Raw genomic sequence first — 26217 nt, 5'->3', positions numbered from 1 at the left:
CCCGTCAGCCCCTGCCCGCCACCCCGCCGGTCACCGGCGGCGCGGCGCCGCGGTCACCGCTGGCCCGCCGGCCGTCTCAGCGCCGACTCGCCGGTCACCGCAACCACAGGACCACCGGCCCGCCACCTCGCCGGTCACCGGCAGCGCAGCGCCGCGGCCACCGTCAGCGCAGGACCGCGGCCACCGTCAGCGCAGGACCGCGGCCGCCGTCCGGTCCACCGCGAACAGCTGCTCCTCCACGTGGTCCAGTGCCAGCCGCAACGCCCCGGTGGCCACCGCCTCCTCGCCGAGCGCCGACAGCGCCACCCGCGGAGGGCGCAGGCAGTACCGGGCCAGCGCGTCCCGCAACGGCTCCACCACGTCGTCCAGCCCGGTGGCCCAGCCGCCCAGCACCACCAGCTCCGGATCGAGCGCCAGGGCCAGCGCCGCCACGTCGTGCACCAGTCGGCGCAGGAACCGGCGTACCGCCTCGGTGGCCCTCGCGTCACCCTCCCGCGCCAGCGAGAACACCCTGGTGACCGCGACCTCGTCCAGCGGGTCCAGCGGCCGGTCCGTGGTGGACAGCAGCCGTTCCGGGGTCGCCTCGCGGCCCAGCAGGTGCAGCGCGCCGATCTCGCCCGCCGCGCCGCCGAACCCCCGGTGCAGCCGGCCGCCGATCAGCGAACCGGCCCCCGGGCTCAGCCCCGCCATCACGAAGACCACGTCGTCGTTGCCGCGCGCCGCGCCCAGCCAGTGCTCGCCCAGCGCCGCCGCGTTCGCGTCGTTCTCCACCAGGACCGGGCACTTGAACGACCGCCCCAGCCGTTCCCCCAGTGCCAGCCCGGTCCAGCCCGGCATCGCGGTGCTCAGGCCGACCCGGCCGTTCGCCTCCACGATCCCCGGGCTGCCCACGCCCACCGCCCACAGCGTGCTGCGCGCCACCTCGGCGCGGCGCAGCGATTCGGCGACCCCCGCCCGTACCCGCTCCAGACGGGTGTCGACGTCGAGCAGCTCGTCGACCGGATAACAGTAGGAACCCAGCATCCGGCCGCCCAGGTCCGCCAGCAGCACCCGTACCTGGTGAACGCCGATCTCCACCCCCAGCAGATGGCCCGACTCCGCGTGGAAGCGGAATCGCCGCGCCGGGCGTCCCTGCTTGCGCGCGTCCGCAGACCCGGCGGCCGCCTCCACCACCAGGCCGGACTCCATGAGCCCCTCGACGACGCCCTCGACCGTCGGCCGGGACAACCCGGTCGACCGGGTCAGTTCGGTCAGCGTGAGTGGTCCCGATCCGCGCAGTGCGTGCAGCACGACCGCCGAATTGATCCTGCGCAGCAGCGAGGGGTCCCCACCGGTGAGCCGCACCAACGTGACGCCTCCCAACCCGGGCCGCCTGGTCACCGCGCGCCCGTCGCCGGATGGTACCCGTCGGACGACCCGCGCTGCGAGTGTGGTGACGGACGAAACAGCTCCGTGCCCGAACCGGAATGACCCCCGCCGTCCGCCGGGGCCGCCCGCCACCTCGCCTCAGGACTCCTCGCCGGCCCCCTCCAGCGACGGCAGCCCGGCCGCCGTACGCAGCCGCCCGAACTCCTCCGCGATCGTCACCGGCGTCCAGTGCGCGTTCAGCCCGCTCGGATTGGGCAGCACCCAGATCCGCGTGTCGCCGATCATCCGCTCCTGCCGGCCGATCCGCGCCCCCTTCTCACCGAACGCGGTCCGGTATGCGGTGACCCCGGCCACCGCCAGCCACTGCGGCGCGTACCGCAGCACGCGCTGCCTCAACTCCTCGCCGCCGTCCCGCAGTTCGGCCTGCGACAACTCGTCCGCCCGCGCCGACGCCCGGGCCGCCACATTGGTGATCCCCAGCCCGTACCGCGGCAGCGTCGCCTGCTCGGCCGGCGTCAGCCTGCGCGGGGTGAACCCCGAGGCGTGCAGCGCCGGCCAGAACCGGTTGCCCGGCCGGGCGAAGTGGTGGCCGGTCGCCGCCGACAGCAGCCCGGGATTAATGCCGCAGAACAGCACCTTCAACCCGCTGTCGATCACGTCGGGAACCGTCTTGTCCCGGGCCGCGGCCAGCTCCTGCGGTGTCAGAGGATCGCCCCCGGCGTGTACGCGGCCGCCCGCGGGTACCGGGCCGCCACCTCGTCCACCTTCGCCACGACCGCGCCGACCTGCGCGGCCGCCGCCCCGGTGAACGACAACCGGTCCGCCATCAGCGCGTCCAGCCCCGCCCGGTCCAGCGGAATCCGCTCGTCCTCCGCTAGCCGGTCCAGCAGCTCGTTGCGCTCGGCGCCCTTCTCCCGCATCGCCAGCGCCGAGGCCACCGCGTGCTCCTTGATCGCCTCGTGCGCCACCTCACGGCCCACCCCGGCGCGCACCGCCGCCATCAGCACCTTCGTCGTCGCCAGGAACGGCAGGTAACGGTCCAGCTCCCGCGCCACCACCGCCGGGAACGCCCCGAACTCCTCCAGCACGGTCAGGAACGTCTCCAGCAGCCCGTCGAACGCGAAGAACGCGTCCGGCAACGCCACCCGGCGCACCACGGAACACGACACGTCGCCCTCGTTCCACTGGTCCCCGGCCAGCTCCCCGGTCATCGACGCGTACCCGCGCAGGATGACCGCCAGTCCGTTGACCCGTTCGCACGAGCGGGTGTTCATCTTGTGCGGCATCGCCGACGAGCCGACCTGCCCCGCCTTGAACCCCTCGGTCACCAGCTCGAGCCCGGCCATCAGCCGCACCGTCTTCGCCAGCGACGACGGCGCCGCCGCCAGCTGCACCAGGCAGCTCACCACGTCGTAGTCCAGCGACCGCGGGTAGACCTGGCCCACGGAGGTGAACGCCCGCGCGAAGCCCAGGTGCCCGGCGATCCGCGACTCCAGCTCGGCCAGCTTCTCCGCGTCGCCGCCCAGCAGGTCCAGCATGTCCTGCGCGGTGCCCACCGGGCCCTTGATGCCCCGCAGCGGATAGCGCCCGATCAGGTCCTCCACCCGCTCGAACGCCACCAGCAGCTCATCGGCCGTCGTCGCGAACCGCTTGCCGAGCGTGGTGGACTGCGCCGCCACGTTGTGCGAGCGGCCCGCCATGACCAGCTCCGCGTGCTCCGCCGCCAGCCGGCCCAGCCGCACCAGCACCGCCACCGTGCGGTCCCGCACCAGCTCCAGCGACAGCCGGATCTGCAGCTGCTCGACGTTCTCCGTCAGGTCCCGGGACGTCATGCCCTTGTGGACCTGCTCGTGCCCGGCCAGCGCGTTGAACTCCTCGATGCGCGCCTTCACGTCGTGCCGGGTGACCTTCTCGCGCTCGGCGATGGAGGCCAGGTCGACCTGCTCCAGCACCCGCTCGTAGTCGGCGAGGGCCTGGTCGGGCACCTCGATGCCCAGGTCCTTCTGCGCCCGCAGCACGGCGAGCCACAGACGGCGTTCGAGCACCACCTTCTGCTCCGGGGACCAGATGGAGGCCAGTTCGACCGAGGCGTAGCGCCCGGCCAGGACGTTCGGAATACGCGGCTTGGAGGTCACGTGACCGAAGTCTACTGGCCCCGCGCTCCACGTCCGCCCAGGCCAGCGGCTTGGCACCGGGGCCGCACCGGATCACGGCTCCAGCGGTACGAGCTCCGGCCGCTTCGGGGGGCGTCCGTCCCCGGAGGACCGCCCGGTCAGCCGCCGCCCTATCCACGGCACCAGGTGCTCCCGCGTGAAGCGCAGGTCCGACGTCCGCCGCGCCACCCAGGCCGGGGCGACGAACGGCGGCAACGGCTCCCGCCAGTCCTCCTCGGCCGGCAGCCCCAGCCCCTGCCAGATCCCCTCCGCGACCCTGCGGTGCCCCTCGGCGTTCAGGTGCAGCCGGTCGTCCGCCCACATCCGCCCGTCGCCCAGCACCTCGGCGCCGAACAGGTCCACCACCAGCGCCCCGTGCCGTCCCGCCAGCTCGTCCAGGAAGTCGAACAGCCGCAGCATGCGGGGCATGACCCGCGCCGCCACCGGTCCGCGCCGCACCGGACTGCGCATCAGCACCAGTTGACGGCAGGTGGGCGCCAGCCGCGTCACGGCCTCCTCCAACCGCGCGCACACCTCGTCGACGTCGCACTTGGGCCGCAGGACGTCGTTCAGCCCGCCGACGATCGTCACCAGGTCCGCGCGCATCGCCGCCGCCGGTGCGGTCTGCTCGGCCACGATCTGCGTGATGAGCTTGCCCCGCACCGCGAGATTGGCGTACCGGAATCCGGGGGATCGGGCCGCCAACCGCAGGGCGAGCAGATCGGCCCATCCCCGGTAGTCGCCGCTCGGCGTCCGGTCCGACATGCCCTCGGTGAACGAGTCGCCCACCGCGACGAAGCTGGTGAACCCGCTGAAAGGTGTGTTTGTCCCCATGGCGTTGGGGATCCTATCCGGTGCGGGTGTCACCGCGCCCGCGGTATCGGGAGCCGGGTCCGCGGTGCGGGGGTCCTGGGGGCTGCATGGGCTGCATGGGCTGCGCGGGCTGTCTCGGTGCGTGCGGTCGTCTTCCCCAGCGGGAACCTTCGCCGCCGCAACTCCCGTAGTGGGAATTCCTTTAGCTGCAACTCCCTTGGCAGGAGCTCCTGGAGCGGGGACTTCCGGAGCAGGAACCCCCGGAGCTGCGGACCTGCCTCCGCGATTCCCCATGCCCCCAGCTGTACCCACAACGTCAGCGTGATCACCACGCCCAGCACGTATCCCATGACCACCCTCCCCTCGTCCGCCGCTCCGCCCGGTGCAGCTCTCCTTGACGCCCACCTCCGTGACGCCATGTGAAGACGATGGCAGCAAATCGTCCCAAATGGCTCCACCCAGGGGTGGAGAGCCGGGTGGAGATTACTCGGCGTCAGGTGGAGAACGTGGGTGGAGACGGGTGGAGGCGCATGAATATGAAATGGAATGTCGATGGGCGCGGGGACGGCGGATCGCTTTCAGGCTTGGCCGCTGGCCGCCGCAGCCGACCGTTCGGAGATGATGCTGGCGCCCGTCCGTCCGTCCGTGATCATCTTTCCGGACCACCGGACCACCGGACCACCGGACCACCGGACCACCGGACCACCGGACCACCGGACCACCGGACCACCGGACCACCGGACCACCGGACCACCGGACCACCGGACCACCGGACCACCGGACCACCGTGCCTCCAGGTGGACGGATCATCGGATCACCCGGTCATCCGTCGATCAGCCCACCGGGTCCGGAGACTCGCCGGTCGGTCTGCCCACCAGCTCCCGCAGGACGTCCTCCATGGTCACCAGCCCCACCGGGCGGCCGGCGGAGTCGACGACCTCGGCGAGGTGGGCGCGGCGGGCGCGCATCGCGGTGAGGGCGTCGTCCAGCGGAAGGCCGGCGCCGACCCGGGTGATCGGGCGCAGGGCGGCCACGTCGTAGGGGCGGTCGGCGGACTCGGCCTCCAGCGCGTCCTTGACGTGGAGGTAGCCCAGGGTGCGGTCGGCGTCGTCGGTCACGGGGAAGCGGGAGAAGCCGGAGTCGGCGGCGAGGTGTTCGAGTCCGTCGGGGGTGATGCCGAGCCGGGCGCTGACCACCCGTTCCGCGGGGATCGCCACCTGGCCGACCGGTCGGCGGCCGAGTTCCAGGGCTTCGCGGACCCGGGTCGTGGCCCGGGCGTCGAGCATGCCGGCCCGTTGCGAATCGGTCACCATCCGGGCCAGTTCCGCGTCGGAGAACGCGGAGGCGACCTCGTCGCGCAGTTCCACCCGCAGGAGCCGCAGACCCGCGTTGGCGAGCGCGTTGACGCCGAGTACCAGCGGTTTGAGCGCCCGGGTCAGGCCCACGAGCGCGGGCCCGAGGGCGAGCGTGGTGCGGGCGGGGTCGGCCAGTGCGATGTTCTTCGGCACCATCTCGCCGACCAGCATGTGCAGATACGTGGCGATGGCCAGCGCCAGTACGAAGGCCACGGCGTGGATGGTTCCGACCGGCACGTCGGCCGCCCCGAAGACCGGCTCCAGCAGGTGGACGAGGGCGGGCTCGGCGACCGCGCCGAGCACCAGGGTGCAGGCGGTGATGCCGAGCTGGGCGGTCGCCATGAGGGCGGAGATGTTCTCCAGCGCCCACAGCACCGTACGGGCCCGGCGGTCGCCCTCCTCGGCCAGCGGCTCGATCTGGCTGCGCCGCACCGACACCAGTGCGAACTCGCCGCCCACGAAGAACGCGTTGAGCACCAGCGTCAGCAACGCCACAAACAGTCGCAGCGCCGTCATCGGCCGTCCTCCCCGTCGGCGCGATGACCGGCGTCCGGGCGACTACCGCCGTCGGTGAGGTGACCGCCGTCGGGCCGGTGGCGCCGGAGGCCGTGCTCGCCGCCGGTGTCGTGGCCGCGGCCGGACCGGTGGCCGCGCGGGAACCGGTGGCCGCCCTCGTGCTGCGGGTCGTCGTCGGCCGTGCCGGGCGCGGGGGCCGCCAGGCGCAGCCGGGAGGCGCGGTGGCCCGCGGCCTCGGTGACCTCCAGGCGCCAGCCGTCCACCTCGACCACGTCGCCGTCGCGCGGGATGCGGCCCAGCCGTTCCGCCACGACCCCCGCCAGCGTCTCGTAGGGGCCGTGGGTCACCCGCAGGCCGATGCCGGCCAGCTGGTCGGTGCGGGCGGCTCCGTCGGCGTCGTAGAGCACACGTCCTGCGGCGTCGTGGCCGGCGAATGCCAGGTCGGCGGTCTCCTGCGGGTCGTGTTCGTCGCGGACCTCGCCGACCACCTCCTCGACGATGTCCTCCAGGGTCGCCACGCCCGCGGTGCCGCCGTACTCGTCGATGACGACCGCCATGGTGCGGTCGCCGGACATCCGGTCCAGCAGACGGTCGACCGTCAGACTGCCGGGTACCAGCAGCGGTTCACGCATCAGTGCGGTCACCGGGTACACGTCACGGCGTTCGGGTGCGACGGCCAGGGCGTCCTTGATGTGGACGATGCCGATGACGGTGTCCAGGGTGTCGCGGTAGACCGGGAACCGCGACAGGCCGGTGGCCCGGGTGGTGTCCGTGACGTCCCGTGTGCTGGCGTCCTCGGGCAGCGCGGTGACGTGTACCCGGGGCGTCATCACGCTCTGCGCGGTCAGGTCGACCAGGCTCAGGGTGCGCACGACCAGGTCGGCTGTGCCGGGGCTGAGGGCGCCCTCCTTCGCCGAGTGCCGTGCCAGCGACTGGAGTTCCTGGCGGCTGCGCACCGACGCCAGTTCCTCGGCCGGTTCCATCCCCAGGCGGCGCACGATGTGGTTGGCGGCGCTGTTCAGGTGGCCGATCAGCGGCTTGAAGGCGGCGCTGAAGACCCGCTGCGGTGTGGCGACCGCCCGGGCGACCGGTACGGCCCGCGAGATCGCCCAGTTCTTCGGGATCAGCTCGCCGACCACCATCAGGACGACCGTGGTCAGCACGGTGCCCAGCACGAGGGCGACACCGTCGGCGGAACCGCCCAGCCCGGCGTCCCGCAACGGCCCGGACAGCAGCCTCGCCACCGACGGTTCCGCCAGCATGCCGATGACCAGGCCGGTCACGGTGATGCCCAGCTGGGCGCCGGACAACTGGAACGTCAGGCTCCGTACCGCCGTCATCGCGCTGGCCGCACCGCGATCACCGCGTTCGACAGCCTCCTCCAGCTCGGCCCGTTCCACCGTGGTCAGCGAGAACTCGGCGGCCACGAACACCCCGCAGGCCAGGGCCAGCGCCAGGGCGAGCAGCAGCAGGAGCACTTCGGTCATCAACCACACCTCCGGCCCCCGATCGTCGCCGGTCACGCGCCACGACCGGTGCTGCCCGCGACCCCGCACCCGAAGGCTCGCCCGTTCGGCGGTCCCGCACCTCCCGTTCGGCGGAACGCACAACGCGTCACGCCCGGGCCGCGCGAAGGGCCGCACCGTACTGATCCGGTTTCGTGACGTATTGAGCCGGATGCCGCACGGTACTGTGCCGGATCTCGCACGTCGGGCCGTCGTCCGCAGGGGTAACGGTCGGCCCGCGCAGGGAGGATGTGTTGCCGCCGTACGTCAGGGTTCGCTGCGGCGCAGTTCCGCGATGACCAGCGCCATCGGCTCCATGGCCGGTTCCAGCACCGTGACGTAGGAGAATCCGTAACGCTCGCGGTGGGCGCGCAACTGGTCGGCGATCTGTTCGACGGTGCCGCACAGCAGCGTCGGGACGCGGGAGCACTGCTCGGCGCTCAGGTGCGGGGCGTACGGCTGGAGGGCGGGGGCGGCGGCCGCGCGGTCGTCGGTGATCAGCACGTGCTGCACGAGGATGTTGAGTTCCGGATCGGTGCCCTGCGCGCGGGTGTACTCGCGGTGCTTGGCGACCCGTTCGTCCAGCTGGTCGGCGTCGAGCAGGCGCAGGGTGCCGTCCGGCGCGCCGGCGGCCTGCTCGGCACCGGTGAACGCGGCGATGTCGGCGTGGCGGGCCGACAGGCGCAGCATGCGGTTGCCGTTGCCGCCGAGCAGCAGTTGGGGTCGCGGGCGCTGCTCGGGGCGCGGGCTGTGCGAGGGGTCGGTGAGCAGCCGGTCCAGTTCCCGGACGGTGTGTTCCAGGTGGTCGACCCGGCCGCCGGGGGTGCCGAACGGAATCCGCGCGTCGTCGAACTCGGCGCGTACGTATCCGGTGCCGAGGCCGACTTCGAGCCGGCCGCCGGTGAGGAGGTCCGTCGTGGCGATGTCACGGGCCAGCAGCACCGGGTTCCAGAAGCCGACGTTCAGCACGAAGGTGCCGACCCGCGGCCTGGTCGTCGCCTGCGCGGCCGCGACCAGCGACGGGAACGGCGCCGGCCAGCCGAGATGGTCGGGCACGAGTAACACGTCGTAGCCGAGGGCTTCGGCGTGCCGACATTTGTCGGCCCACTGACCCCCGGACGCCGCCTCCAGGAAATTGACTCCGAACCTGAAACGGTCCACCACGCTGGGCGCCTCCTCGTCTCGCGGCGCCCGCCCGCGGGCCCGGGCGCCGGCTCCGCACACCGCGGACCGGGCATGCGGCATCGAGCCACCGGCGATTGTCAGTGGCTTGCGGTAAACAGGATGTCACCGGTTGCGACGCCGCAGGGGCGTCGTGGGAAGTCCGTGCGCCCGGGTGCGCGGGCGGAAGCGGAACGGCGGATCGGGGGCGGGGACATGGACCGGACGGTGCCACCGGCGGTGTCGGAGCACGCCACGCGGTGGAGGCGGGCGTCCGCTGTGCTTGCTGCTGCTAGCGCCTCGGCGCTAGCGTGGTGGCATGGCGAAGACACAGTTGAACGTGCGTGTCGAGGAAGAGACCGCCGACGCCGCCAGGCTGCGGGCGTCCGAGCGCGGGATCAGTGTGAACCGCTACATCGAGGAACTCGTCCGCGAGGACCAGGGCGAGAACGGCCGCACGTTCGTCGAGGCCGCGGCCGACTTCATGAAGCGCTACGAATCCGTTTTCGCCGAGGAGTTCGGCCGGGAGCGCGAGGGCAACCGCACGGCTGCCGCCGCAGCGCGGAACGGAGCCGGAGCGGCGCGGACGGCGGCGGGCACGCCGAGGTCGCACGCCGACCGTTCCGATGCCGTGAGCACCGGCGACGCCGCGGACAACGCCCGTTCCTCCCCGGCGGCCGGCACCGGTGCGCGGGCCGGCGCCCGGCGTCCCGACTCCGGACGGCGTGCCCGCGGCACCGCGAAGGGGACCGGTACCGCGGCGTGACCCTTCGTATCGATCTCGCCTGGTTGTTGATGGTCGCCGAGAACAGCACGCCCGGAGACCCCCAGGTGACCGACTGGGGTGCGCTGGTGGCCGCCGTCGCCCGGCACGAGGCCGAGATATTCGGCACCGAGATCTACCCCGACCCCCAGCAGCGCGCCGCGTCCTTACTGCAACTGCTGCTTCACGTACCGGCGTTGGAGCGGTCCAACGCGCTGTTCGCCTCAGCGGTGGCCTACGCGTACCTGGTGGCCGCCGGCCTGAAGGTGGTCACCTCGCCGGAGCGGGTCCGCGACCTGGCCCGCCTCGTCAGCGACGGCACCGCCGATCTGGACCGCATCGCCGACGAACTGCGCGGCTGGACCGACGGCCTCGACACACCGCCGCAGGTCTGACCGCGAACGCGGGCCACCGCGTCGCGCGCGCAGGCCACGATGCGCCGGGCCGTACCGGGGACGTCAACCACCGCACCGGGTTCCTCCCCCCGGAGGGACGTCGACCATCGCACCGGGTTTCACTCGCCTGCCGGGGAGCGTCGACCACCGCACCGGGTCCACCCGCCTCTCCCGGAACGTCAACCACCGCACCGCATTCACCCGTCGCTCGGGGGGACGTCAACCACCGCACCCCCTTCACCCGCTCGCGGGGAACGTCACCACCGGATCACCCGCCCCCCAGCAACGCCTACCGACGTACCGTGAACAGCAGATACCCGTACGTCAGGCCGAGGGCGTCCGGGTGGGCGGTGAGCCAGGTGTCGGCGTGACCGGGGAACTCCAGGCGCAGGACGGACTCGAAGTCGGTGCGGGAGTCGAAGCGCCAGTCGCTCATGACCTCGGTGCGTTCGGCACCCCGTTCGGCCCACCAGGTGTCGGTGTGGCGGCCGTGTTCGTGGGCCGTGGCGTGGGGGAGGGCGTTGAGCAGGTCGGCGAACTCCCCGGCACGCCAGTCGTTGTCGACGACCACCAGCGCGCCGCCCGGCCGCAGTACTCGCGTGACCTCCGCCAGGCCGGCCTCCGCGCCGGCCCCGAAGAAGTACGCGAACCGGGCGTGGACGACGTCGACCGAGGCGTCCGGCAGCGGCAGGTGCTCGGCGGAACCGGCGAGCACTCGGGCCCGTGGGTCGCGGGCCGCCGCCAGCGGGACCAGGCGCGGATCGGGTTCCACGCCGATCGTTTCGGACGCCTCGGCGGCGTAACCGGGCAGCCAGAAACCGCTGCCGCACCCCAGATCGAGCAGGGTGCGGCCGGCCCACGGCGCGGCCCGGCGCATCGCGTCGAGGACCAGCCCGCGCGGATCGAGCGCCCGGTTCTCGATCTCGTACAGCCCCGGGTCCCCGCCCTGGTTGGGCGCGGGGCGGAAGTCGGGCAGGTCCACGGCTGGTTCTCCTTCGTGCGTTCGGCGTGGTCATGGTGGATCACACCGAACCCGCGGGCAACCGCATTCGTGCCGTGGGTACGCGGGCCGCGGCGCCGGGTTCGCGGGCTCCGGCGACCGGGGACGGTAGGCGTGGGGACGGCGGGCGCGGGGTGCCGGGGGTGCCGGGCGCGAGGGTGCCGGAAGTGCGGGGCGAGGGTGCCGGGGGCGCGCGGCGGGTACCTCCGGCGGGCCGACTTCCTGCGGACCGGCTCCCGTCAGGCCAGGCCGCGTTCGACCGCGCTGCGTTCGACGCAGAATTCGTTGCCCTCGATGTCGGCCATGACGACCCATCCCAGGCCGTCGGGGGTGCGCAGGTCGTCCAGCACGGTCGCTCCGAGGGCCCGCAGGCGTTCTACCTCGGCGTCGCGGGTGCCGGAGGGCGGCTGGATGTCGAGGTGGACGCGGTTCTTGACCTTCTTGTCGTCCGGCACCCGCAGGAACAGCAGCCCCGGCGCTCCCTGTTGGGCCGGGTCGAGCTGCACCTCCTCGTCCCCGGGGGCGGCGTCGCCGAGCGCGTAGCCGGTCAGCGCCGCCCAGAACCGGGCCACCGCGTAGGGGTCATGGGCGTCGAAGGTGATGTTCCGCACCGGGTTGAGGAAGGTCATGACGGCACGCTAACGAAGCGGCGCGCGGCACGCCCGGGCAATACGCGCACCCGGCCGCGCGATGGCCCCGCGCGCGATGGCCCCGCCGCGACACCGCCCGCCGCGCGACCGACCCGCGCCACGACTGGGCCGCTCCCGTGGTCAGGCGATGCGGCCGTACCAGACCGCGTGCGTCCAGATCCGTTCGAGGCGGACCCGGGCGCCGGTGTGCGGGGCGTGCCAGATCTTGTTGTGGCCGGCGTAGAAGCCCACGTGGTACACGTAGCGGCCGGTGTGGAAGAAGACCAGGTCGCCGGGGGTGCGGGAGGCCGCGGAGATGTGCCGGCTGCGGGCGTACTGGGCGGCGGCGGTCCTGGGCAGCCGCCGGCCGGCCGCCCGGAAGGCGTAGAACGTCAGCCCGGAGCAGTCGAACCGGTACGGACCCGAGGCGCCCCACTGGTACGGCGCGCCGCTTTGCGCGGCGGCGACGTGCAGGGCCCGGGCGGCCACCGCTGCGGCGTCGGCGGGTGGTGCGAGCCCCGGGGCGAGCAGGCTTCCGGCGAGCGCGGCGGTCAGGAAGGCGGTGGTCCCGGCACGGCGAAGCTGCCGGGGCGACCGCTGTGAGGTGGATATGGGCGCGGGCATGCGCACTCCTTCGTCGACCGCCTACGAAGGAGTGCCTGTCGGGTTCGGGCAGGCGAAGTTGCCCGGCCGCTGGTGCGGCTTCACCCCGAGGGGCCTTCCGTGTTCCGGCTGACCCCGTGAAGCTCGGGTCCTCCGCTCCTGCCCGCTATGGCCTCGACCTGGCACCCCGGGCGCGGCAGGACTCGGCGTTCGCCCGGAGCGCCCCGCCGTGCCGGCGGGGGCTTGTGGTTCCCGGATCTTCGCGCACCCCCCGGCGGCATTTCGACCGCGAAACGCTGGAGAGTGATCGGGTGTTCGGGTAAAGCCGCCGGTGGGAGCGGTGCGCGGACGTAACGCGTTCACCCTGAGAGCCGACGGCCGCCGGAGTGAGGGCCCCGGCGGGGCGGGCGTCCCGGGACCCGCCCCGCCGCGGTGCCTCAGTCGGCGACGCCCTCGCCCGCGTCGGCCGGTGTCGGCGGACCCGCCGGGACCGGTGCGGCCGGTGCACCCACGGCGGCCGGTGCGGTCTTCGAGCCCGCCGGAACCCCCGGAGCCGGTGCGGTCGGCGAGCCCGCCGGAACCCCCGGAGCCGGTGCGGTGTGCGCAACCGCCGGAACTGGTGAACCCGCCGAACCCGGTGCGGCCAGCGGAACGTGGGGGAGCGCGGCGCGGGTGCCGGGGCGGGCGGGGGCGTTCGTACGGCGGCTGGTCAGGCCGGACAACGACCAGGTGCCGGCGCCGAAAGCGGCTATCAGCAGGAAGCTCCAGCAGAACAGCACCGATGGCTCGCCGCCGTTCTGGATCGGCAGCAGCGAGTGGCCGGCGTGCACGGTGAAGTACGCGTAGGCCATCGATCCCGAGCAGATCAGCGCCGCGACGCGGGTGCCGAGCCCGAGCAGGACGAGCAGGCCGCCGGCGAACTGGATGGCGGCCGCCCACCAGCCGGGCCACGCCCCCGTCGCCGGACCGCCGCCGGGCGTGCCGCCGAACAGGCCGAACAGGCCCGCCGCGCCGTGACAGGCGAACAGCAGACCGGTGACGATCCGGAAGAGCGCGAGGACGTACGGCGGTGCCGCGTCGATCCGTGAACGGGTCAGGGCGGGAACGGGGGTGGACATGGATACCTCCGGCAGGGGCCCGGTGAACGGGGAGCGTGCGAACGCCTCGATACTAAGGCAAGGCTAACCTTACTTGCATGCGCCCTTGGAGTGGCGGTTGGTGTGATGGCCGGAAAAGCGGCGGAAGTTACCCGGGAGTCGCCGTGTCGCCGTGTCGCATTCGATCGCCCTCGGGGCGTCCCTGGTCTGCGGATCCAAAGCGATCGTCGGAAAAGCGGCTCGTCGGGATGTTCTGTACGCGGATGGTTAACAGACCGGAAACGCGCCCGAGGCGCGGGTGAAACCAGTCGGTAAAAGTCTGGCGTCGAGTGGTCCGCCGACCGGAGCCAGTGAGGTGATACGTGTGCGTCTGACCCCGCACGAGCAGGAACGGCTGATGATCCACGTCGCCGCGGACGTCGCCGAACGGCGGCGGGCGCGCGGTCTGAAGCTCAACCACCCGGAGGCGGTCGCCCTCATCACCTCGCACATCCTGGAAGGCGCCCGGGACGGCCGTACCGTCGCCGAACTGATGATCTCCGGCCGCACGGTGCTGACCCGCGACGACGTGATGTCCGGCATCCCGGAGATGCTGTCCGACGTCCAGGTGGAGGCCACCTTCCCGGACGGCACCAAACTCGTCACCGTCCACGCCCCCATCGTCTGAACCGACCGTCCCCATCGGCTGAACCAGCCGCCCGCGATCGCCGCCGCTCGCCGCACCGACCGCCGCCCGCCCGCAGCCACCGCTGGCCGCCCGCAGCCACGACCGCCCGCACGCGACCACCGTTGGCCACCCGCACCCACCGCCGCCCGCACGGACCATCACCGGTCGCCCGCACCCACCGCCGGTCGCGCGCGAACGGCGCCCGGTCCGCTCACCGTCCCCGCCCCGGAGGCCCCGTGATCCCCGGAGAGATCGTCACCGCAGCCGCGCCCGTCGTCCTCAACGAGGGGCTGCCGGTGACCCGGCTGACCGTGCTCAACGAGGCCGACCGGCCGGTGCAGGTCGGCTCCCATTACCACTTCGCCGAGGCCAACCCCGGTCTGCGCTTCGACCGGGCGGCCGCGCGCGGCCGGCGGCTGTCCATCGCGGCCGGCACCGCGGTGCGCTTCGAGCCGGGCATCCCGGTCGAGGTCGACCTCGTGCCGATCGGCGGTGCCCGGATCGTGCCGGGGCTGCGCGGCGAGACCGCCGGAGCCCTCGATGACTGAACTCGACCGGGCCCTGTACGCCGACCTGTTCGGGCCGACCGCCGGCGACCGGGTGCGGCTCGCCGACACCGACCTGTTCGTGGAGATCGAACGCGACCTGTCCGGCGGTCCCGGCCGGGCCGGCGACGAGGCGGTCTTCGGCGGCGGCAAGGTGATCCGCGAGTCCATGGGCCAGTCCCGGCTCACCCGGGCCCAGGGCGCGCCCGACACGGTGATCACCGGCGCGATCGTCCTGGACCACTGGGGCGTGGTGAAGGCGGACGTCGGCATCCGCGACGGAAGGATCACCGCCCTCGGCAAGGCCGGCAACCCCGACACCATGAACGGCGTGCACCCCCGCCTGGTCATCGGCCCGGAGACCGAGATCATCGCGGGCAACGGCAAGATCCTCACCGCCGGCGCCATTGACGCCCATGTGCACTTCATCTGCCCGCAGTTGGCCGACGAGGCGCTGGCCTCCGGCGTGACCACCATGATCGGCGGCGGCACCGGCCCGGCCGAGGGCAGCAAGGCGACCACCATCACCCCGGGCGCCTGGCACCTGGCCCGGATGTTCGCGGCGATGGACTCCTACCCGGTCAACGTCGGCTTCCTCGGCAAGGGCAACACCGTCAGCACCGAGTCGATGCACGACCAACTGCGTGCCGGAGCCGTCGGGTTCAAGATCCACGAGGACTGGGGGGCGACACCGGCCGCCATCGACGCCTGCCTGTCGGTGTGCGAGACGACCGGTGCCCAACTCGCCATCCACACCGACACGTTGAACGAAGCGGGCTTCGTGGAGGACACCCTCGCCGCGATCGCCGGCCGGGGCATCCACGCCTACCACACCGAGGGTGCCGGCGGTGGGCACGCGCCGGACATCATCACGGTCGTCTCCCGCCCCAACGTCCTTCCCTCGTCGACCAATCCGACCCGCCCGCACACCGTCAACACCGTCGACGAACACCTCGACATGCTGATGGTCTGCCACCACCTCAACCCCACGGTGCCCGAGGACCTGGCGTTCGCCGAGTCCCGCATCAGGCCCTCGACCATCGCCGCCGAGGACGTCCTGCACGACCTCGGTGCCATCTCGATCATCTCCTCCGACTCGCAGGCCATGGGCCGCGTCGGGGAGGTCGTCCTGCGCACCTGGCAGACCGCGCACGTGATGAAACGGCGCCGCGGCGCGCTGCCCGGGGACGGCCCCGCCGACAACCACCGGGCCCGCCGCTACGTGGCGAAGTACACCATCAATCCGGCCGTCGCCCAGGGACTCGACGGCGAGATCGGTTCCGTCGAGGAGGGAAAGCTCGCCGACCTCGTGCTGTGGGACCCGGCGTTCTTCGGCGTCAAGCCGCAACTCGTCATCAAGGGCGGGCAGATCGCCTACGCGCAGATGGGCGACGCCAACGCCTCCATCCCGACGCCCCAACCCGTGCTGCCCCGGCCGATGTTCGGCGCCACCGGCCGTGCCCCCGCCGCCAACTCCGTCAACTTCGTCACCGGTACCGCACTCGAGGACGGGCTGCCCGAACGACTGGGCGTGGCCAAGGCGTTCACCGCCATCCGCGACACCCGGCGGGTCACCAAGTCCGACATGCGGGGCAACGACGCCATGCCCCGGGTCGAGGTCGACCCGGACACCTTCACCGTGCGCATCGACGGCGAGGCGGTCGAACCCGCCCCCGCCGCCGAACTGCCCATGGCCCAGCGCTACTTCCTGTTCTGATGACGGCCGCCACGCACGGGGAGCGGCGGCACCCGGCCCGCGCCGCACTGCTCGTCCTGGCCGACGGACGGTTCCCGGCCGGCGGGCACGCCCACTCCGGCGGCGCGGAGGCCGCGGTGAAGGCCGGCCGGATCACCGGCGCCGCCGACCTGGAGGAGTTCTGCCGGGGCCGGCTCGCCACCACCGGACTGGTCGCCGCGGCGCTGGCGGCGGCCGCGGCGGCCGGCGTGGACCCCCGGGCGCTGGACGACGCGGCCGACGCGCGCACCCCCTCACCGGCGCTGCGCGCCACCTCCCGCCGGCTCGGCCGCCAGCTGACCCGGGCCGCCCGGGCCGTCTGGCCGTCCCCGGCGCTGGAGGAACTGGCCGCGTCCCGGCCGCGCGGCGCGCACCACAGCGTCGTCCTGGGACTGACCGCCGCGGCGGCCGGACTCGACCCGCTGGACGCCGCCCACGCGGCCGCCCACGAGTCGGTCAGCGGTCCGGCGACCGCGGTGGTGCGGCTGCTGAGCCTCGACCCGTTCCACGCCACCGCCGTGCTGGCCCGCCTGGCACCGCAGACCGACCGCGTCGCCCGGCGCGCCGAGGAACACGCCCTCGCCGCGCGCACCGGGGGCACCAGCGCGCTGCCCGCCGCCTCCGCCCCGCTGCTCGACCTGTTCGCCGAGGACCACGCCGCCTGGCCGGTACGCCTGTTCGCGTCATGAAGCACCTGACATCACGTCACAAGTCGTACGCGGCCCACCCGTTCACGTAGACCCCCTGGAGGCGGACATGCACCTGGACCACGCCGAAGGATTCCCCCAGCGGCACACCTACAGCGCGCCGTTGAGGACGCGGCCGGACGGGAGGCGGCGGGCGCTGCGCATCGGGCTGGGCGGCCCGGTCGGATCAGGGAAGACCGCCACCGTCGCCGCCCTGTGCCGCGCGCTGCGCGGGGAACTGTCGATCGCGGTGGTCACCAACGACATCTACACCCGCGAGGACGCCGAGTTCCTGCTGCGCAACGCGGTCCTGCCGGCGGAGCGCATCACGGCGGTCGAGACCGGGGCCTGCCCGCACACCGCGATCCGCGACGACATCTCCGCCAACCTGGAGGCCGTCGAGGACCTGGAGGAGGCGGTCGGGCCGCTCGACCTGGTGCTGGTGGAATCCGGCGGCGACAACCTGACCGCGACCTTCTCCAAGGGCCTGGTCGACGCGCAGGTCTTCGTCATCGACGTGGCCGGCGGCGACAAGGTGCCCCGCAAGGGCGGCCCCGGCGTCAGCACCGCGGACCTGCTGGTCGTCAACAAGACCGACCTCGCCCCGATGGTCGGCGCCGACCTCGGCGTCATGGCCCGCGACGCCGCGGCGCAGCGCGGCACGCTCCCGGTCGCCTTCACCTCCCTCACCGCGCCGGACGGCATCGCGCCGGTCACCGCCTGGGTCCGCGAACAACTGGCCGCCTGGACGGCGGTCCCGGTATGACGGCGCCGCCGGCGGTCCGCGGGGTACGGGCCGCCGCCCGGATCGCCGCGGTACCCGACGGCCGCGGCGGCACGGCGCTGCCCCTGCTGGCCGGCGACGGACCGCTGGCGCTGCGCCGCACCCGGTCGGCGCCCGGCTGGGCCCGGGTCACCGTGGTCGGCGCGATGTGCGCTCCGCTGGGTGGCGACCGGCTGGCGCTGGACGCCGAGGTGGCCGCCGGCGCACGGCTGCTGGTCGGCTCGGCGGCCGCGACCGTCGCCCTGCCCGGAGCCGACGGCGCACGTGCGACGTACGACACGAACCTGACGGTGGGTCGGAACGCCGAACTGCACTGGGAGCCCGAGCCGTTGATCGCGGCGGCCGGCAGCGACCTCGCGGTCACCACCCGGATACGGCTGACGGCGGGGGCACGGCTCGTACTGCGGGAGATCCAGGTGCTGGGCCGCGCGGGTGAGGCGCCCGGCCACCTGACGAGTCGTCTGACGGCCACCCTGGACGGACAGCCGCTGCTGGAACAGGAGTTGGCTCTCGGCCCGGGCGAACCGGGCTGGGACGGCCCCGCGGTCCTCGGCGGCCGCCGCGCGGTCGGCCAACTGCTGCTCGTGGCACCGGAGTTCATCGACGCTCCGCCGAACGTGACCCGGTTGTCCGCCGACCGGGGTGACGGAGTGGCCCTCGTGACGCCCCTGGCCGGCCCCGCCGTCCTGGTGACCGCCCTGGCCGCCGATGGTCTGACGGTGCGTCACTTGCTGGACCGCGCCCGACCGCCGTTGCCCGGCGCGGCGTGATGTGCCCCGACGACTGCGGCCCGCACCGGGAACGGTCGTACCGAGGTGTTCACGGCCTCCGCCTCGGCCGGCAACTCGGTCTGACGGCACAGGGGTTGCGCTTCACCGAGTCGCGTTGGACGATCCGGACCTGTGCCGGCGGCGAAGGCCCCCGCACAAGGGGCCGTCGCGACCGGGCCTCAACCGCCTCGGGCACCGTACCCGCCGACGGCGCACCGACACCGTCCTCCCACCCCACGCTGACGCGTGCCTCCGCGATCGGGGCCGGGGGAGCGGACGGTGGTGTGGTGTCGGTCCGCCCGGCCGCCGGCCTGGCAAAATGGCGGCATGGAACGTGTACTTGGAATCGGTGGATACTTCCTGCGCGCCGCCGACCCCGTGTCCCTGGGCGCGTGGTATCGCGACTGCCTGGGCCTGGACGCCGACGAGAACGGCCTGTGGCGTCAGGAAGCCGGACAGACGGTCTTCGCGACCTTCGAGTCCGAGACCGACTACTTCGGGGCCCGCGCCCAGCGGACCATGCTCAACTTCCGGGTCCGCGACCTGGACGCGATGCTCGCGCAGTTGCGCGCCGCAGGAGCGGACGTGGCTGAGGACACGCAGGAAATGGACGGTGTCGGTCGATTCGGCTGGGTCACCGATCCCGAGGGCAACCGGGTCGAGCTGTGGCAGCCCGCCTGACCGCGTCTCCTCGCAGGCGGTGACGTGCCGGCCGGCCATCGGGTTACCGAGATGTGAACCTCGGCTGCGGTCCGGGCGGCCAAGTCTGCTACGCCTGTCGTGAGTTGCTGCGGGAACACGTTGTCGAGCTTGCCACCGGGCTCGTGGCGCGCTGGGCGGCGCGACGCGGGTTCGGGCTCTGCCAGTGGCGCTGCGGAGACCTGGACCAGGTGGGCGGTCCGCAGTGATCAGGCCCGCGCCCGCGCATCCCGACCGACACGTTTCGCCCATGCCGATGCCGGCGATGCCTGCCGGGGACTTGCCGAGCAGCTCCCTGGCCGCGTGAGCGCTCCGCCCGCAAGCCGAAGAACCTCGGCGAACGCGCGATCACCGTTCACCGTTCACCGATCACCGATCACCGATCACCGGGCAGTGCGGCTGGCGGTAGTCCGAGCGCCGCCGGCCGGCCCGGCGGAGGCGGTTCGCCGTCGATCATGTCGCCGAGCCGCGGCGAGGGCGTTTCCGGCGGTGTTGGACGGGGTGTCGCCCAGTCCACACCGAGACGCACTGCACGGTCGCCGGTCCGGCCGCTGACCGCCGCACCGCCGGACGAGTCGCCCGCCAGCGGCCAGGCACCGAACCCGTGCCCGTCCTCCCCTCGGACCGCTGAACCGTTGAACCGCCCGACCGCATCACCCCAGCGGGCCCCGACCCTGACCGCGGGCGAGGTCGTCAGAGCCTCCGGTGGCTCGTGCGGCCCGGATGCTCCGGTGGCCGCGGGCGGCGGGGGTGTCGGTCGGCTACCGGGTCGCTCGTGTTGCCGGGCCGGCCCGCTGTCGTTGGCTGTTCTGCCGGTGGTCCTGCCCGCGCCGGCCCTGCTGTCGCTGGTCTTGCCCCCGACGACCCTTGTGTCCGTACTCCCGTCGTCGGGTGCGCCCGCCCCGCCCTCGCCCGTCTCACCGGGTGCGCCCGCGCCGCCCTCGCCCGTTTCGCCCTCACCGGCTGCGCCCGGCCACGCCCTCGCTCGTCCGGACCTCACCGGCAGCGCGCCCGCTCCCGCCCGCCTCGCTATCGCCGCTGGCCGAGGCCCGAGGCCGGCGAGCCCCGCATCGCGTGCCGAAGACTCACGACCCACCGGAGTTCACCTTCCTCAGTTGACATGTCGACGAGATACGTTTTACCTTCGACATGTCATTGGTGGAACATGCGGTGGTGTGACGCCGTGCACTCGCCGAGGGAGAGAGCCCATGTCGGCATTCATCCGTCCGTTCCTGCCCTGGATCGCCTACGCGGTGGTCGGTGCCGTGACGGACTGGCGCTGGGGTGCGCTGGCGGGACTGGTCCTGGGCGGCTACCAGCTGCTGGCGCTGCGCCGTGCCGGGCGGGGCTGGGACTCGGCCGTCATTCAGGTCTGCTCGGTGGTCTACTTCGTGCTGGTCGCCGCGGTCGCTTTCCACGACCCGCACTCCTCGCTGCACGCGTACGCCAGGGGCGCCTCCTGCCTGTGGCTGGCCGCCGCGGCTTGGGGCTCGCTGCTGCTGCGCCGGCCGTTCACGCTGGGCATCGCCAAACTCGACGTGCCCGCCCAGTACTGGTCCAGTCCGGCCTTCTACCGCGTCAACGCGGTCGTCACCACCGTCTGGGCCGCCGCCTTCACCATCACCGGCCTGCTCCTGCTCGCCCTGCACGGCGACACGCGCCCCGCCCTCGCCATCAACATCGCCGGTTTCGTCATCCCCGCCGTCTTCACCACCCGCTACACCGCCGCCGCCCGCGCTCGCCGGGACACCTGATCCGCCGGACGCCTGATCCCCCGGACCGCACGTTGCAGGGGTCGCACGCCGCCGGGCCGCTACGTCGCCCCGCCGATCCCGACCCGGTGGTCGCCCCCGCCGCCCCCGGAACCCGTCGCCGCTCACCGGGAGGCTCACCGGGAGGCAGTCGCAGCCGGGATCACGCCTTGTCCCTGTACCGGCCCCAAGTCTCTGCCCCATGCCCGTGCCCCATGTTCCTGAGCTTCTGAGTTCTTGAATTCCCGAGTTCCTCAGTTCCCGAGTTCCTCAGTTTCCGAAAGCGAAGCCCCGCGTCGATCCGGCGAGTGGGCCCAACTGGTCGCCAGAGACGGTCGGTTCGCTTCCGACCCGATCCCACTGGAGGCTGCCGTGGCCCTTGCCCCTCGTGCTGAGCCCAGCCCGGATCCGACCGTCGCGGCGACCGGCGTACCCGGTGCGCGCGGGACCCGGTCGTCCGCGCTCGGTGACTTCCTCAAGGCCCGGCGGGCGCGGACGGACCCCGGTTCGGTGAACATCGTGATGGACCAGCGCCGGCGGCAGGTCCACGGGCTGCGCCGCGAGGAGCTCGCGGACCTGGCCGGCATCAGCACCGACTACTACACCCGCCTCGAACAGGGCCGCGAACGCCGTCCCTCCACCCAGGTCCTGGAATCCCTCGCCCGTGCCCTGCGCCTCAACGACAACGAGAGCGGCCACCTGTTCCGGCTGGCAGGACTGGCGGCGCCCGAGCCCGTCCCGGCCTCCGAACTCGGCACGCATCTGCGGACCTTGCTCGGTTCCCCGCTGCTCCGCATCCCGGTCATGGTCATCGGTCCCAGCCTCGACATCGTGGACCTCAACCCGGTCGCTGCGGCCCTCTACGACGGGTTCTCCAGGACCGAGAACCTGCTGCACATGGTCTTCCGCGACCCCGCCGCCAGAGCCTTCTTCGGCGAATGGCACGCCACCGCCCGCACAGCGGTGGCCCGGCTGCGGGCCTCGTCGGCGCAGTTCCCCGACGACCCGCGGATCGCCGACACCGCGGCACAACTCGGCGCCTCCAGTACGGACTTCGCGGCACTCTGGGCGCAGCACGAGCTACGGCCGAGCCCGCTCCCGACCGACCAGCTGATGCGCCACCCCGTCGTCGGCGACCTCCACCTCTACTGCAGCACGTTCGAGATCGTCTCGGCGCCCGGACAGCACATGCTGGTCTTCACCCCGCAACCCGGCAGCCAGAGCGCCCGGCGCATCGAACAACTCCCGCTGCCACCGGGCCGGTCGTAGCGCGAACCGGGCCGGTCGTCACGCGAAACGGTCCCGCCCCGGCGGCATCGCCCCGCGAAAGCCCTGGCGCCAGCCGCGTTGGTCAGCCGAACGCCCGCGTGAACGCGTCCCGTGCCGGTGAGGCCGCCGGGCCGCCCAGGACCGCGAACACCACCCGGTCGAAGCGCCCGGAAAACCGTCCGCCACCGGTGAGATGGCCGGCGAACGCGGCCGCCACCTCGGCCGGGTCGTTCCGGAACACCCCGCAGCCCCACGCGCCGAGTACCAACGCGCGGTACCCGTGGGCGGCGGCGACCTCAAGCACCCGTTCCGCCCGCCGGATCAGCACGTCCGGGACCTCGGGCGTCCGCTGCGGGAAGCGGCGGGCGATGACGCCGGCGTTCGGCGCGGGGCTGGTCAGGAAGCCGACGGTGTACGGACGGTTCAGCAGCTCGCCGCGCACGTCACGGAAGACCGGGACGCCGGGGGAGTGGATCACCCGGTCGGTGTAGAACGGATCACGGGTCCCGCGGTGGACGGCGTAGTACTCCGGGGCCCGCAACAGGCAGCTGTACAGCGCCGAGGCCCGGCACAGCGCCTCCTCCTGCGCCTTCGCGCCGTTGACGTAACCGCCGCCGGGATTGCGGGCGGAGGCGAAGTTCAGCACGGCGACACCGGCCGCGCCGAGCGGTGTTCCGTCGCCACGCGTGCCGCCCGCGCCCGTCGCGCCGCCGTCCGTACCCGGACCGTTCCGGTGGTCCTCGTCGATGATCCGGCGGGCCGCGGCGAGACTGTCCTCGTCGGTCACCTCGAAGGCGGTCCCCGTCGCGTCCGTCGCGTCCGTCGCCGACGTCGCGAGCGCGGCCCCCGAAGCCGCTGCGGTCCCCGGGGTCGTTACGGTTCCCGAGGTTCCCGGCGCCCCGGCAGCCCCCGCGGCCCGTGAAGCCCCCGCGGCCCCCACGGCTCCCGACGCCCCTGAACCCTTCGCCGCCCCGCTCACCGCGTGCCGCTCCGGCACCGTTACCGGTTCCGGTCCGTACAGCCGGGTCGCTGCCTGCGCGGCGGCGATCGCGTCGCCGATGACGACCTCGGTGCCGTCCTCGGTGACGTAGCGGCCGTCGGCCACGATCCGGTCGTTCGCCGCCGCGATCGCGCGCAGACGTGCGCTCATGTCCCCAACCCCCGTGCGTTTCCACTGCCCTGGTCCCGCGGGGCGGATGGCCGCCCGACGCTCCGGCGCGAGTGTAGGCGGGCGGGGGTGGCCGGGGCGACCGTATTGCGGCGGCGGGCTATCGCGATATAGCGTAACCTTCAGGTGTTGTCGTACGTCGGGACGCCGCGTCCGTATACCGTGCGGCGGAACGGTCGTCGCCCGTCGCCCCTGGAGGTCGTTCCGCCATGCCCGCCGCAGCATCCCAGCCCTCCCCGGAGCGCGGATTCCAGGCCGGAAAGCCCACCGCGGCGCCCGACCTGCGTGCCGCCGACGATGACCGGGACCGGGTGGCGAGCATCCTCGCCGAGGCGCTCGCCACCGGTCGGCTGACCGCGGAGGAGCACTCCGAACGGCTGGAAGCCACCTACGGCGCGCGCACCATGGGCGAACTCGCGCCACTCACCCGCGACCTGCCCGCCGCCACCGACGGCGCGGCGCCCGCCCCGCACCCGGACGCCGCACCGGTGCACGCGGTCTTCAGCAAGATCCGCCGCGGCGGCCAGTGGCCGGTGCCGCCGGAGACGTACGTGCGTTCCACCTTCGGCGCCGCCGTCATCGACCTGCGCCAAGCCGTCTTCACCCGGCGCGAAGTCGTCATCCACGCCGACTCCTTCTTCGGCAAGATCGAGATCCTGGTGCCGGACAACGCCATCGTCCAGGAGACCGGCACCGCGCTGTTCGGCAAACGCTCCCAGCCCGGCGGCAAGCGCCCCCAGGGCGACGACGGCCCGATCGTCCGCATCACCGGCCATTCCCTCTTCGGCCACGTCAAGGTGATGCGCGGCGGCTTCAAGTGGCCTTGGCGCGACTGGCGTTGACGTCGACGGGCCGCCGGCCCCGGCCGGCTCCGGTTGCGTGTGGTTGCGTGAGCCTCGGCGTGGGATCCGGCGTAGACGTCCGCCGTCAGCTCCCTGAGCGGGCTCCGGCGCCCAACTCGACGTCAAGTGCGCACCGTCAGCCCCGGCTCCGGCGCCGCTCGGTTACGTGCGCCTCCGCGTCGGATCCCGCGTAAGACGTCCGCCGTCAGCTCCCGCCCCGGCCCGGGCGCCCAACTGCCCGTCGCACGACCGCCGTCAGCCCCTCGCCCCCGTCCCCGGCTCAGTCCCCGACCCCGTTCCCGGGTCGGCCCCCGGCCCGTCTCCCGCGCCGGCTCCCGGCTCGCCTCCCGGGCCAACTCCCGCATCCTGCGGCCCCCCGCGTCGCCGTGACCCCCGGCCGGCCTTCGCGGCGGCGGTGGCCGCAGCCTTGACGTCGGCGGCGTACTGGTCGACGTACTCCTGACCTGAGAGTTCCATGACTTTGTACATGATCTCGTCGACCACCGACCGCAGGACGAAACGGTCGGCCTCCATGCCGTCGAAGCGGGAGAAGTCCAGCGGTTCGCCGAACCGGATGGTGATCCGGCGGACCCGGCGGAGCCGGGGCAGTTTCCGGCCGGGCGGCTGCATCTCGAAGGTGCCGACCATCGCGCACGGGACCACCGGCGCCGGAGCGGTCAGCGCCATCACCGCGACCCCGGTGCGCCCCTTGTACAGGCGGCCGTCGGGCGACCGGGTGCCTTCCGGGTAGATGCCGAGCAGCCCGCCGCCGCGCAGCACCCCCACCCCCTCGCGGACCGCCGACCGGGCGGCCGGCCCGCCGGTGCGGTCCACCGGGATCTGACCGGCGCCGCGGAAGAACGCCGCGGTCAGCGCCCCTTTCAGCCCCGGCCCGGTGAAGTACTCCTGCTTGGCCAGGAAGGTGATCCGGCGGCGCAGCATCACCGGCATGAGGAAATGGTCGGAGAACGACAGGTGGTTGCCGGCGATGATCGCCGGGCCGTCCTCGGGCACGTTCTCCAGGCCCTCGATCCGTGGCCGGAAGACGATCCGGAGCAACGGACCGAGCAGCGCGTGCTTGAGCAGGTAGTAGAACACCGCGGTCCCCTTCCCGCGCCGGGCATCGGCGTTGGGGTGCTGCTGCCCGCCGCGGCGTTCCTCACCCGCCGTTCCCGGCCCGGATTACCTCATCGGACCGGCAATGAGGAATCGGGCTGCCGGATTCTCAGCGGACTCTCAGAAAGTGCACCTACGGTGGCCGCCCATGGACACGACCAATACCGAGACCCCCGTCGACAGCGACGAAAAGCCCGTCATGGACGGCGCTGTGAGCACGCCTGCCGAGGACGGTGCCGTGAGCACGACCGCCGAGGACGGCGCCGAGGTGACCGAGGCGCCCGCGGACGTCGAAGAGGAGGCCGCGGAGGCGGAGCTCGCCTCCCGCTCCCAGGCGAAGGCGCGGTCGTCCGTCGTGGCGTCCGGCGCTGCCGGGCTGGTGGCCCTCGGCCTGGCGCTGGCCTCCGTCACCGGCACCTGGCTGGGCACGATCATGTCCGAGCGCGAGCAGCTCATCGGACAGATCTCCGCCCAGTCCCACCCGACCGCCAACCAGATAGCCCTGGAGTTCGGCACCCCCTGGCACACCACCGAGGTCTTCAACGGTGTGTTCGCGCTGGTCGCGCTGCTGGTCGCCGCCGTGGTGCTGATCTCGCAGACCGGTGTGGACCGGCCCGCCTCCGCCACCGTGCCGTGGATCCGCGCGGTCGCCTGGGGCGCCCTGATCCTGGGCGTCATCGGCCTGGTCGTCGCCGGCCTGATGTACTTCGACGTCTTCACCGCTCTGCCGCACGTGCCGGCCGCCGCCACCAGCTCCGCTCCGACCGGCTGAGCCAACCTTCGGGAGCGGCCCGTGGAACGGGACGCGTGTTCGAGGCGGGCCCCTG

Annotated in this window: 23 protein-coding genes, 3 pseudogenes and 1 riboswitch; of the genes and pseudogenes, 13 read left to right on the top strand and 13 right to left on the bottom strand. The window is 73.2% G+C overall.

Annotated elements, in window-relative coordinates; all coding sequences use genetic code 11:
- Positions 1–186: 186 nt before the first annotated feature.
- From POF43_RS03840 to POF43_RS03810, 7 genes are all read right to left on the bottom strand, one after another.
- A complete protein-coding gene (locus POF43_RS03840; protein ID WP_282704406.1) occupies positions 187–1347 on the bottom strand; it encodes an ROK family transcriptional regulator in 1161 nt (386 codons plus the stop codon).
- A gap of 159 nt (positions 1348–1506) precedes the next feature.
- Entirely contained in the window at positions 1507–2073 is a 567-nt protein-coding gene (gene mug, locus POF43_RS03835) for a G/U mismatch-specific DNA glycosylase (protein WP_271315169.1), read from the bottom strand.
- Positions 2070–3503 (bottom strand): adenylosuccinate lyase, encoded by a 1434-nt coding sequence (gene purB / locus POF43_RS03830; protein WP_271315168.1) that lies wholly within the window; start codon positions 3501–3503, stop codon positions 2070–2072. Before purB ends, mug begins: the two co-directional genes overlap by 4 nt.
- A 72-nt stretch (positions 3504–3575) precedes the next feature.
- A complete protein-coding gene (locus POF43_RS03825; RefSeq protein ID WP_271315167.1) occupies positions 3576–4355 on the bottom strand; it encodes an SGNH/GDSL hydrolase family protein in 780 nt (259 codons plus the stop codon).
- 812 nt (positions 4356–5167) lie between these two features.
- Positions 5168–6205 carry a hemolysin family protein gene (locus tag POF43_RS03820; RefSeq protein WP_271324850.1) on the bottom strand — a complete coding sequence of 346 codons (1038 nt, stop codon included), beginning with the start codon at positions 6203–6205 and terminating at the stop codon, positions 5168–5170.
- On the bottom strand, positions 6202–7692 hold the full coding sequence (locus tag POF43_RS03815) for a hemolysin family protein (protein ID WP_271324849.1): 1491 nt from the start codon (positions 7690–7692) through the stop codon (positions 6202–6204). The genes POF43_RS03820 and POF43_RS03815 overlap by 4 nt, the downstream gene beginning before the upstream one ends.
- A 285-nt stretch (positions 7693–7977) precedes the next feature.
- Positions 7978–8874: an LLM class F420-dependent oxidoreductase gene (locus POF43_RS03810; protein WP_271315164.1), complete on the bottom strand. Its 897-nt coding sequence runs from the start codon at positions 8872–8874 to the stop codon at positions 7978–7980.
- Positions 8875–9190: 316 nt separating this feature from the next.
- Between POF43_RS03810 and POF43_RS03805 the strand changes: the two are divergent.
- Positions 9191–9415, top strand: a pseudogene (locus POF43_RS03805) (toxin-antitoxin system HicB family antitoxin); the annotation flags it as partial.
- Between the two features lie 218 nt (positions 9416–9633).
- Positions 9634–10029, top strand: a complete 396-nt coding sequence (locus POF43_RS03800) for a fic family toxin-antitoxin system, toxin component (RefSeq protein WP_271315163.1) — start codon at positions 9634–9636, stop codon at positions 10027–10029.
- Positions 10030–10318: 289 nt separating this feature from the next.
- On the opposite strand, the gene POF43_RS03795 is transcribed toward POF43_RS03800, so the two are convergent.
- The 4 genes and pseudogenes from POF43_RS03795 to POF43_RS03780 form a co-directional block, all read right to left on the bottom strand.
- Complete coding sequence (locus tag POF43_RS03795) at positions 10319–11011, bottom strand: class I SAM-dependent methyltransferase (protein WP_271324848.1); 693 nt, start codon at positions 11009–11011, stop codon at positions 10319–10321.
- Positions 11012–11268: 257 nt separating this feature from the next.
- Entirely contained in the window at positions 11269–11658 is a 390-nt protein-coding gene (locus POF43_RS03790) for a VOC family protein (protein WP_271325877.1), read from the bottom strand.
- A 141-nt stretch (positions 11659–11799) separates the two neighbouring features.
- Positions 11800–12282: a C40 family peptidase gene (locus POF43_RS03785; RefSeq protein WP_271325876.1), complete on the bottom strand. Its 483-nt coding sequence runs from the start codon at positions 12280–12282 to the stop codon at positions 11800–11802.
- A gap of 3 nt (positions 12283–12285) precedes the next feature.
- Positions 12286–12445: riboswitch (cyclic di-AMP (ydaO/yuaA leader) on the bottom strand.
- A 481-nt stretch (positions 12446–12926) separates the two neighbouring features.
- Positions 12927–13379: pseudogene (locus POF43_RS03780) on the bottom strand (DoxX family protein); the annotation flags it as partial.
- 343 nt (positions 13380–13722) lie between these two features.
- Here POF43_RS03780 and POF43_RS03775 point away from each other — a divergent pair.
- The 9 genes from POF43_RS03775 (at position 13723) to POF43_RS03735 (ending at position 22264) form a co-directional block, all read left to right on the top strand.
- Positions 13723–14025, top strand: coding sequence for an urease subunit gamma (locus tag POF43_RS03775; RefSeq protein ID WP_271318763.1), 303 nt, complete (start codon positions 13723–13725; stop codon positions 14023–14025).
- 236 nt (positions 14026–14261) lie between these two features.
- On the top strand, positions 14262–14573 hold the full coding sequence (locus POF43_RS03770; protein WP_271315290.1) for an urease subunit beta: 312 nt from the start codon (positions 14262–14264) through the stop codon (positions 14571–14573).
- Positions 14566–16287 (top strand): urease subunit alpha, encoded by a 1722-nt coding sequence (locus tag POF43_RS03765; protein WP_271315289.1) that lies wholly within the window; start codon positions 14566–14568, stop codon positions 16285–16287. The genes POF43_RS03770 and POF43_RS03765 overlap by 8 nt, the downstream gene beginning before the upstream one ends.
- Entirely contained in the window at positions 16287–16994 is a 708-nt protein-coding gene (locus POF43_RS03760; RefSeq protein ID WP_271323902.1) for an urease accessory protein UreF, read from the top strand. Before POF43_RS03765 ends, POF43_RS03760 begins: the two co-directional genes overlap by 1 nt.
- A gap of 67 nt (positions 16995–17061) precedes the next feature.
- On the top strand, positions 17062–17757 hold the full coding sequence (ureG, locus tag POF43_RS03755) for an urease accessory protein UreG (protein ID WP_271323903.1): 696 nt from the start codon (positions 17062–17064) through the stop codon (positions 17755–17757).
- Positions 17754–18545: an urease accessory protein UreD gene (locus POF43_RS03750; protein WP_271323904.1), complete on the top strand. Its 792-nt coding sequence runs from the start codon at positions 17754–17756 to the stop codon at positions 18543–18545. The genes ureG and POF43_RS03750 overlap by 4 nt, the downstream gene beginning before the upstream one ends.
- A gap of 327 nt (positions 18546–18872) precedes the next feature.
- A complete protein-coding gene (locus POF43_RS03745) occupies positions 18873–19226 on the top strand; it encodes a VOC family protein (protein ID WP_271323905.1) in 354 nt (117 codons plus the stop codon).
- Positions 19227–20452: 1226 nt separating this feature from the next.
- Positions 20453–20998: a hypothetical protein gene (locus POF43_RS03740; protein WP_271323906.1), complete on the top strand. Its 546-nt coding sequence runs from the start codon at positions 20453–20455 to the stop codon at positions 20996–20998.
- A gap of 369 nt (positions 20999–21367) precedes the next feature.
- A complete protein-coding gene (locus POF43_RS03735) occupies positions 21368–22264 on the top strand; it encodes a helix-turn-helix domain-containing protein (protein WP_271323907.1) in 897 nt (298 codons plus the stop codon).
- Positions 22265–22346: 82 nt separating this feature from the next.
- Here POF43_RS03735 and POF43_RS03730 read toward each other — a convergent pair whose 3' ends face one another.
- Positions 22347–23414, bottom strand: coding sequence for a TIGR02452 family protein (locus POF43_RS03730; RefSeq protein WP_282704398.1), 1068 nt, complete (start codon positions 23412–23414; stop codon positions 22347–22349).
- A 227-nt stretch (positions 23415–23641) separates the two neighbouring features.
- Between POF43_RS03730 and POF43_RS03725 the strand changes: the two genes are divergently transcribed.
- Positions 23642–24274: a DUF1707 SHOCT-like domain-containing protein gene (locus POF43_RS03725; protein WP_271325994.1), complete on the top strand. Its 633-nt coding sequence runs from the start codon at positions 23642–23644 to the stop codon at positions 24272–24274.
- A gap of 378 nt (positions 24275–24652) precedes the next feature.
- Here POF43_RS03725 and POF43_RS03720 read toward each other — a convergent pair.
- Positions 24653–25372, bottom strand: a pseudogene (locus POF43_RS03720) (lysophospholipid acyltransferase family protein); the annotation flags it as partial.
- 166 nt (positions 25373–25538) lie between these two features.
- Between POF43_RS03720 and POF43_RS03715 the strand changes: the two are divergent.
- Positions 25539–26162 (top strand): hypothetical protein, encoded by a 624-nt coding sequence (locus tag POF43_RS03715; RefSeq protein WP_271315395.1) that lies wholly within the window; start codon positions 25539–25541, stop codon positions 26160–26162.
- Positions 26163–26217 lie beyond the last annotated feature (55 nt).

The sequence above is a fragment of the Streptantibioticus silvisoli genome, assembly GCF_027947535.2.
GTDB lineage: Bacteria > Actinomycetota > Actinomycetes > Streptomycetales > Streptomycetaceae > Streptantibioticus_C > Streptantibioticus_C silvisoli.
Note: the sequence above shows the minus strand (reverse complement) of the source record. Positions and strands in the feature narration are given on the sequence as shown.